Source organism: Rhizobium altiplani, from assembly GCF_001542405.1.
Classification (GTDB): Bacteria; Pseudomonadota; Alphaproteobacteria; order Rhizobiales; family Rhizobiaceae; genus Rhizobium; species Rhizobium altiplani.
Genome location: NZ_LNCD01000070.1, coordinates 70,323 through 85,524 on the forward strand (window position 1 = coordinate 70,323; position 15,202 = coordinate 85,524).

Below are 15,202 nucleotides of genomic sequence, written 5' to 3' on the forward strand. Positions count from 1 at the left end.
CCGGCAGGGCAAGCGATATGCGGCGACAGGCAGACTTCCCCTCCAACCCGGATTTCCTCCGGCCGGCACATCAAGGATGACGACAGTGGATTATATCTCGACCCGCGGCGAAGCCCCTCCCCTCGGTTTTTGTGATGCTTTGCTGGCCGGCCTGGCGCGCGACGGCGGTCTCTACGTGCCGCGTAAGTGGCCGCATTTCACGAAAAAGGAAATCCGCGCGCTTCGGGGCAAGAGCTACCAGGAGGTCGCCTTTACGATCCTTTCGCCTTTCACCAACGGCGAGATTCCCGACGAGACGTTCCGCTCCATGATCGACGAGGCTTATGGTACCTTCCGTCACCCTGCGATCGCCCCGCTCGTCCAGACCGGCCCGAACAGCTTCGTCATGGAGCTGTTCCACGGCACGACGCTGGCGTTCAAGGATGTCGCGATGCAGCTGCTCGCCCGGCTGATGGACTATGCCCTGGAGAAGCGTGGCGAGCGCGCGACCATTGTCGGCGCCACCTCCGGCGACACTGGCGGCGCGGCGATCGACGCATTTGCCGGTCGCGAACGCACCGACATCTTCATCCTCTTCCCGAACGGCAAGGTCTCGCCGGTGCAGCAGCGCCAGATGACGACCTCCACGGCCTCCAACGTTCACGCGCTTGCCGTCGAAGGCAATTTCGACGACTGCCAGAACCTCGTCAAAGCAATGTTCAACGATGCACCTTTCCGCGACCGCGTTAAACTCTCCGGCGTCAACTCGATCAACTGGGCCCGCATCATGGCCCAGATCGTCTACTACTTCACGACGTCGATCGCGCTTGGCGGACCGGACCGTAAGATTTCGTTTACCGTGCCGACGGGCAATTTCGGCGACATCTTTGCCGGTTACTGCGCCAAGCGCATGGGCCTGCCGATCGGCAAGCTGGTGGTCGCCACCAACGAGAATGATATCCTCGACCGCACGCTCAAGACCGGCCGCTACGAGATGAAAACCGTGAAAGCGACGACTTCGCCGTCGATGGACATCCAGATCTCCTCGAACTTCGAGCGGCTGCTGTTCGAGGCCTATGATCGCGACGCATCGAAGGTTCGCGCGGCGATGAACAGCCTCAAGCAGTCCAACGGCTTCGAGATTGCAAAGGACGCCCTCGCCTTCATCAAAAAGGACTTCCGCGCCGGGCGCGCCAGCGAAAAGCAGGTCGCCCTGACGATCAAGAAAACCCATGCCGACACCGGCTATCTTCTCGATCCGCATTCGGCAATCGGCGTCTTCGTTGCAGGTAAACACGAGAAGCCGAACGCGCCGATGGTGACGCTTGCCACCGCACACCCGGCAAAATTCCCCGCCGCCGTAAAATCGGCCTCCGGTATTGACCCCGCGCTTCCGACGTGGCTTGCTGATCTGATGCACAAGGAGGAGCGCTTTCAGATTGTGAAGCCTGAGCTCAAAGCCATTGAGACCTTCATCGGCGAGCATACTCGGGCCTAAGTAACGCAGGCGCAGAAAGATAGCCAATGACAGTTGAGTGCACCCGGCTCAAATCCGGGCTGACAGTAGTCACACAGACCATGCCGCATCTGGAAAGCGTTGCGCTGGGAGTTTGGATCAAATCAGGATCGCGCAACGAGACGACAGACGAGCATGGCATCGCTCACCTGCTCGAGCACATGGCCTTCAAGGGCACGGCACGCCGCAGCGCGCGCGAAATCGCTGAAGAAATCGAGGATGTCGGCGGCGAGGTCAATGCCGCAACATCCACGGAAACGACCTCCTACTATGCCCGCGTTCTTAAGGATCATGTCCCGCTCGCTGTCGACATCCTGGCCGATATCCTGACGGAGTCCGCCTTCGAGGAGGAAGAACTCGAGCGTGAGAAACAGGTCATCCTGCAGGAAATCAACGCGGCAAACGACACGCCTGACGACGTCGTTTTCGACAAGTTTTCCGAGACCGCCTATCGCGACCAGACCCTCGGCCGGGCGATCCTCGGCACGCCGCAGACCGTGGTGTCGTTCACGCCGCAGCAGATCCGCGGCTATCTCAGCCGCAATTACACGACCGACCGGATGTTCGTCGTTGCGACCGGCGCCGTCCGGCACGACGAGTTCGCTCGCATGGTCGAGGAGCGCTTCGCGAGCCTTCCCACCTCGCCATCGGCGACGCCCGTCATGGAGCCTGCAAAATACATCGGCGGCAATATCCGCGAGACGCGCGACCTGATGGATGCACAGATCCTGCTCGGCTTCGAAGGCAAGGCCTATCACGCCCGCGACTTCTACTGTTCGCAGATCCTCGCCAACATCCTCGGCGGCGGCATGTCATCCCGGCTGTTCCAGGAGGTGCGCGAGATCCGCGGCCTCTGCTATTCCATCTACGCCTTCCACTGGGGTTTCTCCGATACCGGGATCTTCGGCATCCATGCCGCCACCGGTGGCGAGAACCTGCCGGAGCTGGTGCCTGTTATCATTAACGAACTGCACAAGTCGGCGGCGACGATCGAACAGAAGGAAATCGAACGCGCCCGCGCCCAGATCCGCGCCCAGCTGCTGATGGGCCAGGAAAGCCCCGCCGCCCGCGCCGGCCAGATCGCAAGGCAGATGATGCTCTACGGCCGCCCCATCTCCAACCAGGAGATGATGGAACGCCTCGAGGGGATCACGGTCGAGCGCCTTACGGATCTTGCGGGACGCCTGTTCTTCGATACCGTGCCGACGCTCTCGGCCATTGGACCGCTCGAACATCTGGCCCCGATGGAGGATATTACCGCGTCTCTTTCCTCGCCCGATCACCAGGGCAAGCAAGCCCTCGTCTGATCCCAGATCCATCCTGCCGGGAGTGATCGATGCCAAAATCGGTTTTTCGGTTTCTGTCGCGACAGCCGGATTCGGTCGAGCTCGAGAACGAGCACTATGTGCTGCGCCTGCCGCGCTACCAGGATTTCAACCAGTGGCACAAGCTGCGGGCGGCGAGCCGGCAGTTCTTGGAACCGTGGGAGCCGACATGGCGCCGCGACGAGCTGACGGAGGGCTCCTATCGCGCCCGTGTCATCCGCGGCAAGCAGGAGTACGCTTCCGGCCAGGCCATTCCGCTCCTTCTGTTTCACAAACAGGGCATGACGCTGCTCGGCGGCATCACGATCGGCTACATCAGGCGCGGGGCGGCACAAAGCTGCATGATCGGCTACTGGATGGGCGAGGCTTATGCCGGTCAGGGTCATATGTTCGCCGCACTTCAATTGGTTATACCCTACATCTTCGCAGGGCTCGAGTTGCACCGTATCGAAGCAGCCTGTATTCCAGACAATGCTCGGAGCATCCGCCTGCTTGAAAAAGCCGGGTTTCAGCGGGAAGGCTATCTGCGCGGATACTTGAAAATCAACGGTCATTGGCACGACCATGTAATGTTCTCATTGCTCGCCACCGACACGGATAAAGGCAGGATAACCGACAGCCGATGACCAACAACCGCATGCTGCTCTCATCACCGGCCAGGCGATCGATCGCGGTGATCGCAGCTCTCTTGCTGTCAGCCATCCTGCTAGTGGCTGGCCACGTTCAGGCCGCCGAACCGGTCAAGATTTCCCGCGACGACACGGCACTCGACCTGACTGCCACGACGGAGATCTACGCCAACCAGGGCGAAGCCTTTCAGGTCTCGACCGCTGCCGGTGCCGACGGTATCCGTCGCCGTATTGAGGTACGTGCCAGCTCCGACAATCACCAGGGCGACTGGGCCGTCTTCGCGCTTGCCAACGTCTCCGACGAGCAGCTTGAGCGCGTGATCGTGGCCCCCCACTTCCGCCTCGTGAATTCCAAGCTTTTCTGGCCGGACCTCGGTTCGCAGCGCGTTATCGCCATTACGCCGAGCGAAGGCTTTGCGCTCGACCGGCAGCCGAGCGACGAGGCGGACGTGTTTCGCATCACGCTCAACCCCGGCGCCGTCATCACCTTCGTTGCTGAGCTGACGACGCCGGAGCTGCCGCAGATCTACCTCTGGGAACCCGACGCCTACAAGGACACGATCAACGCGTTCACGCTCTATCGCGGCATCGTGCTCGGCATTGCCGGCCTGCTGGCGGTGTTCCTGACTATCCTTTTCGTCGTCAAGGGCACGTCGATGCTGCCGGCAACGGCGGCACTCGCCTGGGCCGTCCTCGGCTACATTTGCGTCGACTTCGGCTTTCTCGGTAAACTGATCAGCATTGCGTCGACCGACCAGCGAATATGGCGCGCCTGTGCGGAAGTCGCCCTTGCCTCCAGCTTCGTCATCTTTCTGTTCACCTATCTCAACCTCAACCGGTGGCACACGCACCTCGGCTACGTGACGCTCGCCTGGGTGCTCGGCCTGGCGTTGCTTTTCGGCGTCGCGATCTACGACCCGGCAATTGCCGCAGGCATCGCGCGCCTCTCCTTCGCGCTGACCGCGACGTTGGGCCTTCTGCTGATCGTCTACCTCGGGCTCAACCGCTATGACCGCGCGATCCTGCTGGTCCCGGCCTGGGCCTTGATCCTTGTCTGGATCTTCGGTGCATGGCTGACGATTACCGGCCGGCTCGATAACGACATCATCCAGCCCGCACTCGGCGGCGGCCTTGTTCTCATCGTCCTGCTGATCGGCTTTACCGTGATGCAGCACGCCTTTGCTGGCGGCGCGTTCCAGCAAGGGCTGTTTTCCGATCTCGAGCGTCAATCGCTGGCTCTAACGGGCTCGGGTGATACGGTTTGGGACTGGGATGTGGCGCGCGATCGTATCGTCACGATACCCGATGTCTCCGTCAAGCTCGGCCTCCCGCTCGGCGCTATGCATGGCGCCGCGCGCAATTGGCTGCCGCGGCTGCATCCCGACGATCGCGACCGCTTCCGCGCGACGCTTGATGTGCTCCTTGAACATCGCCGCGGGCGACTAAACCACGAGTTCCGCATCCGCGCGGAAGACGGTCATTTCCACTGGCTTCTCATCCGCGCGCGGCCTGTGCTTGGCTCGAACGGTGAGATCATCCGCTGCGTCGGCACCATCATCGACGTCACCGAACAGAAGAACTCCGTCGAGCGGCTGCTCCACGACGCACTGCACGACAACCTGACCGGCTTGCCGAACCGCCAGCTGTTCCTCGATCGCCTGCAGGCCGTGCTGGCATTGGCGCCCGGTGGCGAGACGCTGCGCCCGACGGTGATGGTGATCGATATCGACCGCTATAAGCTGGTGAACGATACGCTCGGGATCGCCGCCGGCGACAATATCCTGATCGCGCTCACGCGCCGCCTGCGCCGCCTCCTCAAGCCGCAGGATACGCTCGCGCGCCTCTCCGGCGATCAGTTCGGTCTCATCCTGACGTCCGAACGCGATCCGACGAAGGTGGCCGATTTTGCCGATGCAATCAGCAAGGCGATCATGGTGCCGATCAACTTCTCCAATCGCGAGATCATCCTGACGGCGTCGATCGGGCTGGCCTCCTTCGTCGATCAGCAGGAAAGTGCTGCGGGCATGCTCAGCGACGCGGAGCTCGCGATGTACCGGGCAAAGCGCGCCGGCGGCAATCGCGTCGAGCCGTTCCAGCCCGCCTTCCGCGATTTCGGCGCCGACCGGCTGCAGCTCGAATCCGACCTGCGCCGCGCCATCGAGCGCAAGGAACTGTCGATGGTCTACCAGCCGATCGCAGGGCTTGAAGACGTGGAGATCGCCGGCTTCGAAGCTTTGATGCGATGGGAGCATCCGAAACGCGGCAGCATTCCGCCTTCGGAGTTCATACCGATCGCGGAGGCATCCGACATTATCGACATGCTCGGCCGCTTCGCGCTGGAGCAGGCGACGAACGACCTGATGGGCTGGGAGAACCAGACGGGCGAACTGCCGATCTTCGTCTCGATCAACCTCTCCAGTGCGCAGTTGCTTAACAACGAGCTTTTCGACGACGTCCGCTCGGTGCTGGCGAAGACCCATTGCGATCCGTCACGCCTGAAACTCGAGCTGACGGAATCCATGGTCATGGAGAACCCGGAACAGGCGCGCCTCGTTCTCGAGAAGCTGCGCGAAATGGGCCTTGGCCTTGCTCTGGATGATTTCGGATCCGGCTATTCGTCGCTTGCCTATCTGACGCGCTTCCCGTTCGACACGATCAAGCTCGACAAGACGATGGTGTGCGACACTAGCGACAAGAAGGCGACCGTGATTCGCTCCGTGATCGCCATGGCGCGCGAACTGGATATGAAGGTCGTTGCCGAGGGGATCGAGTCCAACGAGGATGCGATGGAACTCGCCAAGATGGGCTGCACCTTCGGGCAAAGCTATCTGTTCGGACCGCCGATGGCATCGGAGTCCGTCTTGCGGCTGCTGAAGGAGCGGTTCCCGCTGACGAAGCGCGCCTAGCCGACCCGCGACCCAAGCTATGCCGCTCCCTATTGCGGCGCAGCGGATCCCGCTATCAGCTGATGCATGTATTCAAGCTTGGTGACCACCGGCGCTGAGAGCACGAACGGATAGGAATCGGGCTGTCCCATGCTGCGCTGTATCGAGTTGATCGCAACGCTGAGCGGCACCCACTCATCGACAAGCTGATCGGCACTTGCTGCCCTGTAGGGGTCGAAATCCACCTCGGCCGCCATCTCTTCGTGACCGCGGGGATCAATTGCAACGCCGAAGGCTCGAGCGGTCTCCAAGGTATCGACAATGTGAAGGTAATGAGCAAAACACTCAGCGAAGTCCTCCCAGGGATGAACGCTGGCATAAGCACTGACGAAACTCTCTTGCCAGCCGGGCGGAGCGCCATTCGCGTAGTGCCGTGCAAGGGCTTCGCTGTAGTCTTTGCGCTCATCGCCGAACACCGCTCGGAATCCATCGAAGGCGGTCCTATCGCGCACGAGGCGGTTCCAGATGAAATGACCCGTCTCGTGGCGGAAATGACCGAGCAGCGTCCGGTAAGGTTCGTTCATCGAGGTGCGAGCCTGTTCGCGCGTGACGTCGTCGGCCTCGGCGGCCCGAATTGCGATAAGGCCCTCCTCGTGTCCCGTCATCGCTGGCACGACGCTGCCGTCTTCCTTGACGGTGTCTTCGAGGAAGTCGAAAACCAGGCCGCCTACGGGATCCTGCGTGCGGTCCGGGTGCGGCAGCCGCCAACGCAAGAGGGAGTAGAAGAGGTGCCGCTGTGCCTGGCTGATGCGGCGCCACCGATCGACGCCATCTTGCGTCGCTGAATTCGGCACAAGCCTGTTATGCCGGCAGGCGACGCAGTAATCCCCCGCGTCTCCGTCCTCCACCAGCCAGTTGCAGACGTCGAGGCCGGCATTGGCACAGAAGCGCACCAGATCCGGCTGAGCCACGTATTGCCAGACATCGCCGTCCTGCTGCTGAACTGCATGCATGCGCAGACTATTCGACAGGAAGCCAAGGCGATGACCGCACCGAACACACTGGCGATTGTCGAAATGAACAACCTGGTCGCAGTTGTCACATACAAAGAGCCTCAACGCGCGCCTCCCTCGGGATGGGGATCAAAAACCCATCGTGCAACATGGACGGCGGGCAATTTCCGGTCGTGGTTTCCATCAACCTGCTTCTCCTGACTGGGCCTTATTGCCCGCGCCAGCAGAGAACGCGCTTTTTTTGCAGATCGTTCCGCCGATCAGGCGTGGCCGGCTTCGGCTGAGAGCATGGCGGCATTGATACCCATTGCGGCCAGTGCTCGCTCGTACTTGTCGTCGAGGCTGCGATCGAAGATCAGCTCCTCATTCGCCGCGCATGTGAGCCAGCCATTGTTGCCGACTTCGGCTTCCAGCTGTCCCGCACCCCAGCCGGCATAGCCGAGCAGCATGGTCGCCCGCTTCGGTCCCTTGCCATTGGAAATGGCGCGGATGATGTCGAGCGTTGCCGTCATGCAGATATCGTCACTGACGGGAATGCTGGATTCGCAGAGATAGTCATCGGAGTGCAGCACGAAGCCGCGGCCGCTTTCCACGGGCCCACCCGTCTGGATCGGGCAATCATGCTGAGGAAGGAGGATAGCTTCTTCGTCCTTGATCATTTCGAGATGCAGGAGAACATCAGTAAAGGTCAGCTCTTGCGGGCGGTTGATCACGAACCCCATCGCGCCCGCATCCGAATGGGCGCAGATGTAGATCACCGTGCGGGCGAAATTGCGATCCTCCATGCCCGGCATGGCAATGAGAAACTGGCCATCGAAGAAGCCGCGTTCTCTTTTGTTTTTCACGGTCGCCAAGGACATCACTCCTCCTTCTGCCAGACCGCGCTAGGCCCCGACACCATGAGCATGAGCCAATGTCACGGATCAATCAACTGAAAATGAAAACTTAAATGTACGCGAGTTCTAGCCGAGCATAGGGATTTTCAATACATCATTGATCCATGCAGACTATTTCACTCACCATCCGCCAATTCGGTTCCGCCCTGTGCCTGTTCGTCGCCGTGCTGCAGTTTTCTCAGCCCGCCAGGGCGGAGATGAGCGCCTGGGCCGACAACGAGGGCGGTCGGATGCGCCTGATCGCGCTTCCGCCCGATGCAAACGGAAATATTCGCGCCGGATTGCAGATCGAGCCGAAGCCAGGCTGGATCACCTATTGGCGCGAACCGGGCAACAGCGGCATCCCGCCTCAAGTCACTCTCTCCTCCGAAGGCGTGTCGCTCGACAAGATGAGCTACCCCGTCCCAAAGCACATTGTCGCCGACAAGATCGATGAGGTTGCCTACGACGCGCCTGTCACCTTCCCGCTGCAACTGACGGCGAAAGACCCTGCTCTTCATGAGCTCAAGGCAAACGCCTTTATCGGCATCTGCGAGGAAATCTGCATCCCCTTCCAGGCAGAGCTATCGCTGACCTTTAAACAATTGGCCCAGTCGCGGCCGGCCGAAGAGGCCATTCTCAGGGATGCCGAGGCAGCCTTGCCACAAGCCGCCTCCTCCGCATTCAAAGTCGACGACCACGCGCTGTCGGCCGACATGAAGCAACTTTCCCTCAGCATTACCCTGCCGGAGAGTGGCGAGAGCGCGCCTGAGGTGATCGTCACAGGCCCGAGCGGGCGCGTCTTTACCAAACAGACGGCAACCCATCGCGACGGTCGCAACTTCACGACGACGCTGTCCGTGGACAAGCTTCCCAAGGCATATGACCTCAGCGGAAAGACATGGAGCGCTCTTGTCATCGACGGCTCGCGCGCCATCGAGACACCGCTTGCCTTTGAGTGATCTCGTTCTATAGTCGCGCCAAAATCGCGGCACTAGTGCCGCCATATGACAAGGAGACGTCCATGACCATCGCAATCGGCGACAAGCTTCCTGCGGCCACTTTCAAGGAAAAGACGTCGGATGGCCCGGTCGAAATTTCGACGGAGCAGCTTTTCAACGGCAAGCGCGTTGTTCTCTTTGCGGTCCCCGGCGCGTTCACGCCCACCTGCTCGCTGAACCACCTGCCGGGTTATCTCGAGAACCGCGACACCATCCTTTCCAAAGGCGTCGATGACATCGCCGTCGTCGCCGTCAACGATTGGCACGTGATGGGTGCCTGGGCCCAGTCTTCGGGCGGCATGGGCAAGATCCACTTCCTCGCCGACTGGGACGCGGGCTTTACCAAGGCGCTTGGCCTCGACACCGATCTCTCGGCAGGCGGTCTCGGCGTTCGCTCGAAGCGTTACTCGATGCTCGTCGAAGACGGCGTCGTGAAATCACTGAATGTCGAAGAAAGCCCAGGTCAGGCTACGGTTTCCGGCGCCGCCAGGATGCTGGAACAGCTGTAAGGCTTCGAGCCTCAACCAAACTGAAAGCGGCCCATGCGGCCGCTTTTTTGTTTCGTCGTCAAAGTTCACAGCACGCCATTTTTTTGCCTCATTTGTTATAACATAACTGTAATGTTATTACATTTTGGTGTTGCTATGACTTTTTGGGAGCTTCGACATTCTTCAGGCCTGATGGCGCTCTCTGCCGGCCGTCGCGTCTTCTATGTTGCCTTGATCGGCATCCCGCTCTGGGCGGCAATCCATTGGGCGACGCTGCTGCCATGAGCGCCATTGCGATCGAGCTTGAAGATCTGACGGTCGCCTATCAGCGGCATCCAGCCGTGCATCATGTGACCGGAACCATCGCGGCCGGAAGCCTGACGGCGATCGCCGGCCCAAACGGAGCCGGCAAATCGAGCCTGCTGAAGGCGATTATCGGAGAACTCCGTCCCTCCTCCGGCATGATAAGGCACCGGCTGAAGAGCACGGATTTCGGCTATCTGCCACAGGCAGCCAACATCAACCGCCGCTTTCCTATCTCGGTACTCGACACGGTTCTGCTGGGAGCCTGGCGACAGTCTGGGGCCTTAGGGCACATTGCATCAGCGGAGTGGCAGAAAGCGCACGACGCACTGGAGGCAGTTGGGCTGGGAGGCTTCGAACGGCGCGGCATCGGATCGCTGTCGGCTGGCCAGTTTCAGCGCGTGCTCTTTGCAAGGCTGCTGCTGCAGGATGCGAATGTCATCCTTCTCGACGAGCCGTTCACGGCTATCGATGGCCGCACCACGCGGGATCTTCTGGATATCGTTGCCAACTGGCATGGCGAAGGCCGAACGGTGCTTGCTGTCCTTCACGATTTCGCGCAGGTCCGCGCCCACTTTCCGCAGACACTCCTGCTTGCGCGCGACGTCATCGGCTGGGGCGCAACGGCAGATGTCATGTCCGAGGCGAACCTTCGCAAAGCGCGGGCGATGGCCGAGCGATGGGACGAGAGCGCCGGCATTTGCGAGCCCGCCAGATGACCGCCTACGATCTCCTCCTCGCGCCCTTCGCGGATTATGGCTTCATGCGCCGCGCGCTCGTCGCCTGCCTGTGCCTGGGGCTTGGCTCCGGGCCGATCGGTGTGTTCCTGATGCTGCGGCGAATGAGCCTCGTCGGCGATGCCATGAGCCATGCCGTTCTGCCCGGCGCCGCCATCGGCTATCTTATTGCCGGTTCGCTCTCGCTTACGGCAATGGGATTGGGCGGGCTCGTTGCCGGGCTTTCAGTTGCACTTTTGTCGGGCATGGTCAGCCGCGCGACCTCCTTACAGGAGGATGCGAGCTTCGCCAGCTTCTACCTCTCCTCGCTGGCGCTCGGCGTGCTCATCGTTTCGCTGCGCGGTTCGAATATCGACCTGTTGCACGTTCTCTTCGGCACCATCCTCGCGATCGATGCATCCGCCCTTTACGAGATCGGCGCGATCAGCACGGCGACGCTGGCAACGCTTGCGATCATCTACCGGCCGCTGGTCGCGGAATGCTTCGATCCCGGCTTTCTCCGAGCCATCGGCGGACGCGGACCGATCTATCACTTTATCTTCCTGCTGCTGGTCGTACTCAATCTGGTCGCGAGCTTCCAGGCCCTGGGGACGTTGATGGCGGTCGGCCTTATGATGCTGCCGGCCGCTATCGCGCAGCTCTGGTCGCCTAGCCTCCCGTCGATGATGGCAATCGCGGCGGCGAGTGCCACAGCCTCCGGCTATCTCGGGCTCATCGCCTCCTACCATCTCGAACTCGCCTCCGGACCGACGATCATCATGACGGCGGCGCTGCTTTACGCCATTTCGATCTTCCTTGCCCCGTCGGGCCTTGCCCGGCGGTATCTTCCTCGCCCGCATCTGAAGGGCTGACAACCGGAGACCCCAATGATTTCCCGCAGACTGCTTTTCTCAATGATGCTTCCCGCACTCGTCGCGCTTTCGACGACGTCGGCTTCTGCCGCAACCCTCAAGGTGGTCGCATCGTTCACCGTGCTTGCCGACGTCGTCCGCCAGGTCGGCGGCGACCGCGTCACGGTCACAAGCCTCGTCGGCCCGAACGGCGACCCCCATGAGTTTGAACCATCACCAAGCGACGCGAAGAACCTCAACGCTGCACAGGTTGCCTTCGTCAGCGGTGAGGGTCTGGAGGGTTGGATGGACCGCCTGATCAGCGCCTCGGGCTACAAGGGCAAACCGGTCGTCGCCTCGGAAGGGATCAAGTTCCGCAGCATGGAAGAGGATGGGCAGACGGTCACCGACCCGCATGTCTGGAACAGCCCGGTCAACGTCAAGGTCTGGGTCGCCAACATCGAAGGGGCGCTTGCGAAGGCCGCGCCGGTCGATGCTGCGGCGTTCAAGACCAACGCCGAAGTCTATTTGAAGAAGCTTGATGCGCTCGATGCCTACGCGCACTCGGAGCTTGCCAATATCCCTGAGGACCATCGCAAGGTCCTGACCAGCCACGACGCCTTCGGTTATTTCGGCCGTGAATATGGCGTGCAGTTCCTCGCGCCGGTCGGCGTCTCGACGGAGAGCGAAGCTTCCGGCGCCGATGTCGCCAAGCTGATCGAGCAGATCAGGGCCGAGCACGTGAAGACGTATTTCATCGAGAATTCCAACGATCCGCGCCTCGTCAGGCAGATCGCGAAGGCGACGGGGGCAGAACCCGGCGGCGAGCTCTACGTCGAGTCTCTTTCCGACGCCAAGGGGCCGGCTTCGACCTACGAGAAGATGTTCCGCTACAACGTCGATCTGCTCGTGGCGGCGATGGCGAAAGCCAGCTGACGGCGACGGCCGGATCGCGCCAAGGCGCGGCACGGCCTCAATAGTTGAGATCGAAGACGATCAGGCCGCCCAAGCCGCCGTCGGTCGAGGACACGATGCGCTCGCCGACGCCGACGTGCTCGGGATGCACGAGGTAGACGTCGCGCGCTTCCGCGCTTTCAAAGGTGACCGCAAAACCATCGACGTAGCCCGCATGTAGCCCCTCTGGCGAGACATTCGGGCCACACTTGATGTCGATGATGCCGGGGATCACCTGCTTCAATGCGACGATCGCGTCAAACAAGGACTGCTTCTCTTCCCCTGTCATGGCAGCCTTAAGCCGCATCAGCACGCAGTGCAGGATCATGTGGTGACCTCCCGGATCCGTTTTCAGGCGAGCATAAGGAGAAACGTCGCGGGGGCAAGTGACAAGGATGTGCCGTTTTGCAGAGATCCCCATCTGAATGGCCACGGCAAGACCGGCGTGCGAGACGTGACCAATTCGACGCCCTAAACCGTCGTAAACGGAACGGCGCGTCCTACATTCTCGTCTAATCTGTCGGTATCCAGTGCGCGGGGAAGAGGAGCCCCGCACGAGGCAGCATTTTCAACGGAGGAGATGGAAATGAGCAAGAACCGAGGCGTCGTCTACATGCGGCCCGGCAAGGTCGAAATCCACGACATCGACGATCCGAAACTTGAGGCACCCGATGGCCGCAAGATCGAGCACGGTGTCATCCTGAAAGTGATCTCCACCAACATCTGCGGATCGGACCAGCATATGGTTCGCGGCCGCACCACCGCGATGCCCGGCCTTGTTCTCGGCCACGAAATCACCGGCGAGGTGATCGAGAAGGGTGTCGATGTCGAGATGCTGCAGATCGGTGATCTCGTCTCCGTTCCGTTCAACGTCGCCTGCGGCCGCTGCCGCTGCTGCAAATCGCAGGACACGGGCGTCTGCCTGACGGTCAACCCGTCGCGCGCCGGCGGCGCCTACGGCTACGTCGACATGGGCGGCTGGATCGGCGGGCAGGCCCGCTACGTGACCATTCCGTATGCCGATTTCAACCTCTTGAAATTCCCGGACCGCGACCGCGCGATGGAAAAGATCCGCGATCTGACCATGCTCTCCGACATCCTGCCGACCGGTTTCCACGGTGCGGTGCGCGCCGGTGTCGGCGTCGGATCCACCGTCTATGTCGCCGGCGCCGGTCCGGTCGGGCTTGCGGCGGCTGCATCCGCCCGCATCCTCGGGGCTGCCGTCGTGATGATCGGCGACTTCAACAAGGATCGCCTTGCTCATGCCGCCAAGGTCGGCTTCGAGCCGATCGACCTGTCGAAGAGCGACCGGCTCGGCGACATGATCGCGCAGGTGACCGGCACTAACGAAGTGGACAGTGCCATCGACGCCGTCGGCTTCGAGGCACGCGGGCATTCGGGCGGCGAGCAACCGGCGATCGTTCTGAACCAGATGATGGAAATCACCCGCGCGGCCGGCTCGATCGGCATTCCCGGCCTCTACGTGACCGAAGATCCGGGCGCCGTCGACAACGCCGCCAAGCACGGCAACCTGTCGCTCCGCTTCGGCCTCGGCTGGGCAAAGGCGCAGTCCTTCCATACGGGCCAGACGCCGGTGCTGAAGTATAACCGCCAGCTCATGCAGGCGATCCTGCATGACCGGTTGCCGATCGCCGATATCGTCAACGCCAAGGTCATCCCGCTTGAAGATGCGGTACAGGGCTACGAAAGCTTCGACCATGGTGCTGCGATGAAGTTCGTGCTCGACCCGCACGGCGAAGTCGCCAAGGCGGCGTAATCAACAAGCCTCCCGAGGCTCGGCGCAGCGGGTGCATTCCGCATCCGTTGCGCCACCCCAAAATTCCTACGCGATATCCAGCAAGAGAGCCCGATGGTCGGACACCTCGGGCTGTTCAACGACGTCGAACCCCACGACGTCAACATTTGCCGTGACCAACATGTAGTCGGCGTAGCGGCCTTCCTTGGTGTAGTGCGAGGTTCGAGTATCCTTATGGCCGCGCGAGGTCACCAGGTCGGTGAGACCGAGTTCGGCAAGCGCGTCGAACATGAGGCTGTCAGGAAGCACATTGAAGTCGCCGCAGACGACGAGCGGCTCGCCCTCGCGCCATATGCGGCGGATGAGAGCGACCAAGACATCCGCCTGGCCGCGACGCGCTGGCGTGTCGCCCTTGCCGGCAAGGTCGCGTAGGCCATGCAGTTGGGCGATGGTAATCGGACGATTGGCGCGATAATCGAACAGGCGAAGGCACTGCGCGTTGCGCGCGCGGGGGTGTGCGCCATAGCCATCGCTCGAGAAGTCGCCGTGTACGAAGTCCATCGCCTGGCCAATGACCGGATGCGATTGGCGCACGAAGGTTGCAAGCCCGAATTCCGACACGACAGAGGTCTCGCCTTCGAAAAGTTCGCCCCTTGCGGTCGGCGCGTAGAGGGCATCATGGGCGGGAAGGATCGCCTTGATCTCGGCAAACAGATTGGCGCGTTGCGGCAGGATATGACTGCCGTCGCGGTAGACCAGCCAGTCACTGGAAACGGTTACCGAGCGCGTGATTTCCTGCAGGCAGAGAACATCGGCGTCGATCTCGGCGAGGTAGGGAATGAGAGGCGCATGCAGCTTTCCGCCCCATGCATTCAGCGAGACAATCCGCATCACATCCCCCCGATCTACGC

Annotated in this window: 15 protein-coding genes; 11 read left to right on the forward strand and 4 right to left on the reverse strand. The window is 61.4% G+C overall.

All coding sequences use genetic code 11. The features are described from left to right. Nucleotides 1–85: 85 nt before the first annotated feature. From thrC to AS026_RS15455, 4 genes are read left to right on the forward strand one after another with little or no spacing between them, the layout of a single operon-like run. On the forward strand, nucleotides 86–1,477 hold the full coding sequence (thrC, locus tag AS026_RS15440) for a threonine synthase (RefSeq protein ID WP_425349805.1): 1,392 nt from the start codon (nucleotides 86–88) through the stop codon (nucleotides 1,475–1,477). Nucleotides 1,478–1,503: 26 nt separating this feature from the next. Further along, a complete protein-coding gene (locus tag AS026_RS15445) occupies nucleotides 1,504–2,802 on the forward strand; it encodes a M16 family metallopeptidase (RefSeq protein WP_025661111.1) in 1,299 nt (432 codons plus the stop codon). Between the two features lie 29 nt (nucleotides 2,803–2,831). Continuing rightward, nucleotides 2,832–3,446 (forward strand): GNAT family N-acetyltransferase, encoded by a 615-nt coding sequence (locus AS026_RS15450; protein ID WP_062370482.1) that lies wholly within the window; start codon nucleotides 2,832–2,834, stop codon nucleotides 3,444–3,446. Next, entirely contained in the window at nucleotides 3,443–6,355 is a 2,913-nt protein-coding gene (locus tag AS026_RS15455; RefSeq protein WP_025661109.1) for an EAL domain-containing protein, read from the forward strand. Before AS026_RS15450 ends, AS026_RS15455 begins: the two co-directional genes overlap by 4 nt. Before the next feature lie 29 nt (nucleotides 6,356–6,384). Here AS026_RS15455 and AS026_RS15460 read toward each other — a convergent pair whose 3' ends face one another. Together AS026_RS15460 and AS026_RS15465 are read right to left on the reverse strand one after the other, a co-directional pair. Continuing rightward, on the reverse strand, nucleotides 6,385–7,452 hold the full coding sequence (locus AS026_RS15460; RefSeq protein ID WP_062370484.1) for a zinc-binding metallopeptidase family protein: 1,068 nt from the start codon (nucleotides 7,450–7,452) through the stop codon (nucleotides 6,385–6,387). A 155-nt stretch (nucleotides 7,453–7,607) separates the two neighbouring features. After that, nucleotides 7,608–8,207 carry a YqgE/AlgH family protein gene (locus tag AS026_RS15465; protein ID WP_018859013.1) on the reverse strand — a complete coding sequence of 200 codons (600 nt, stop codon included), beginning with the start codon at nucleotides 8,205–8,207 and terminating at the stop codon, nucleotides 7,608–7,610. A gap of 140 nt (nucleotides 8,208–8,347) precedes the next feature. On the opposite strand from AS026_RS15465, the gene AS026_RS15470 reads away from it, so the two are divergent. From AS026_RS15470 to AS026_RS15490, 6 genes are all read left to right on the forward strand, one after another. Further along, the gene (locus AS026_RS15470) at nucleotides 8,348–9,184 is read left to right on the forward strand and encodes a protein-disulfide reductase DsbD domain-containing protein (RefSeq protein WP_025661107.1); all 837 of its coding nucleotides are present in this window, start codon (nucleotides 8,348–8,350) and stop codon (nucleotides 9,182–9,184) included. A gap of 62 nt (nucleotides 9,185–9,246) precedes the next feature. Then, complete coding sequence (locus tag AS026_RS15475; RefSeq protein WP_018859011.1) at nucleotides 9,247–9,732, forward strand: peroxiredoxin; 486 nt, start codon at nucleotides 9,247–9,249, stop codon at nucleotides 9,730–9,732. 135 nt (nucleotides 9,733–9,867) lie between these two features. After that, nucleotides 9,868–9,996, forward strand: a complete 129-nt coding sequence (locus AS026_RS44010) for a hypothetical protein (RefSeq protein WP_272481253.1) — start codon at nucleotides 9,868–9,870, stop codon at nucleotides 9,994–9,996. Further along, complete coding sequence (locus AS026_RS15480) at nucleotides 9,993–10,733, forward strand: metal ABC transporter ATP-binding protein (RefSeq protein ID WP_018859009.1); 741 nt, start codon at nucleotides 9,993–9,995, stop codon at nucleotides 10,731–10,733. The genes AS026_RS44010 and AS026_RS15480 overlap by 4 nt, the downstream gene beginning before the upstream one ends. Beyond that, nucleotides 10,730–11,602, forward strand: a complete 873-nt coding sequence (locus AS026_RS15485) for a metal ABC transporter permease (RefSeq protein ID WP_025661105.1) — start codon at nucleotides 10,730–10,732, stop codon at nucleotides 11,600–11,602. Before AS026_RS15480 ends, AS026_RS15485 begins: the two co-directional genes overlap by 4 nt. A 15-nt stretch (nucleotides 11,603–11,617) precedes the next feature. Next, on the forward strand, nucleotides 11,618–12,517 hold the full coding sequence (locus AS026_RS15490) for a metal ABC transporter substrate-binding protein (RefSeq protein ID WP_062370486.1): 900 nt from the start codon (nucleotides 11,618–11,620) through the stop codon (nucleotides 12,515–12,517). A 37-nt stretch (nucleotides 12,518–12,554) separates the two neighbouring features. On the opposite strand, the gene AS026_RS15495 is transcribed toward AS026_RS15490, so the two are convergent. Continuing rightward, complete coding sequence (locus AS026_RS15495) at nucleotides 12,555–12,863, reverse strand: Dabb family protein (RefSeq protein ID WP_062370487.1); 309 nt, start codon at nucleotides 12,861–12,863, stop codon at nucleotides 12,555–12,557. Between the two features lie 258 nt (nucleotides 12,864–13,121). Here AS026_RS15495 and fdhA point away from each other — a divergent pair, with 258 nt between their 5' ends. Then, nucleotides 13,122–14,312, forward strand: a complete 1,191-nt coding sequence (gene fdhA / locus AS026_RS15500; protein WP_025661102.1) for a formaldehyde dehydrogenase, glutathione-independent — start codon at nucleotides 13,122–13,124, stop codon at nucleotides 14,310–14,312. A gap of 66 nt (nucleotides 14,313–14,378) precedes the next feature. Here fdhA and AS026_RS15505 read toward each other — a convergent pair whose 3' ends face one another. Beyond that, nucleotides 14,379–15,182, reverse strand: coding sequence for an endonuclease/exonuclease/phosphatase family protein (locus tag AS026_RS15505; RefSeq protein WP_025661101.1), 804 nt, complete (start codon nucleotides 15,180–15,182; stop codon nucleotides 14,379–14,381). Between the last annotated feature and the right edge of the window lie 20 nt (nucleotides 15,183–15,202).

What these genes read in the sequence shown, in the direction of transcription:
- AS026_RS15445 (WP_025661111.1), top strand. Translation starts at nt 1,504, where the DNA reads ATGACAGTTGAGTGCACCCGGCTCAAATCCGGGCTGACAGTAGTCACA.
- AS026_RS15450 (WP_062370482.1), top strand. Translation starts at nt 2,832, where the DNA reads ATGCCAAAATCGGTTTTTCGGTTTCTGTCGCGACAGCCGGATTCGGTC.
- AS026_RS15455 (WP_025661109.1), top strand. Translation starts at nt 3,443, where the DNA reads ATGACCAACAACCGCATGCTGCTCTCATCACCGGCCAGGCGATCGATC.
- AS026_RS15465 (WP_018859013.1), bottom strand. Translation starts at nt 8,207, where the DNA reads ATGTCCTTGGCGACCGTGAAAAACAAAAGAGAACGCGGCTTCTTCGAT.
- AS026_RS15470 (WP_025661107.1), top strand. Translation starts at nt 8,348, where the DNA reads ATGCAGACTATTTCACTCACCATCCGCCAATTCGGTTCCGCCCTGTGC.
- AS026_RS15475 (WP_018859011.1), top strand. Translation starts at nt 9,247, where the DNA reads ATGACCATCGCAATCGGCGACAAGCTTCCTGCGGCCACTTTCAAGGAA.
- AS026_RS44010 (WP_272481253.1), top strand. Translation starts at nt 9,868, where the DNA reads ATGACTTTTTGGGAGCTTCGACATTCTTCAGGCCTGATGGCGCTCTCT.
- AS026_RS15480 (WP_018859009.1), top strand. Translation starts at nt 9,993, where the DNA reads ATGAGCGCCATTGCGATCGAGCTTGAAGATCTGACGGTCGCCTATCAG.
- AS026_RS15485 (WP_025661105.1), top strand. Translation starts at nt 10,730, where the DNA reads ATGACCGCCTACGATCTCCTCCTCGCGCCCTTCGCGGATTATGGCTTC.
- AS026_RS15490 (WP_062370486.1), top strand. Translation starts at nt 11,618, where the DNA reads ATGATTTCCCGCAGACTGCTTTTCTCAATGATGCTTCCCGCACTCGTC.
- AS026_RS15495 (WP_062370487.1), bottom strand. Translation starts at nt 12,863, where the DNA reads ATGATCCTGCACTGCGTGCTGATGCGGCTTAAGGCTGCCATGACAGGG.
- fdhA (WP_025661102.1), top strand. Translation starts at nt 13,122, where the DNA reads ATGAGCAAGAACCGAGGCGTCGTCTACATGCGGCCCGGCAAGGTCGAA.
- AS026_RS15505 (WP_025661101.1), bottom strand. Translation starts at nt 15,182, where the DNA reads ATGCGGATTGTCTCGCTGAATGCATGGGGCGGAAAGCTGCATGCGCCT.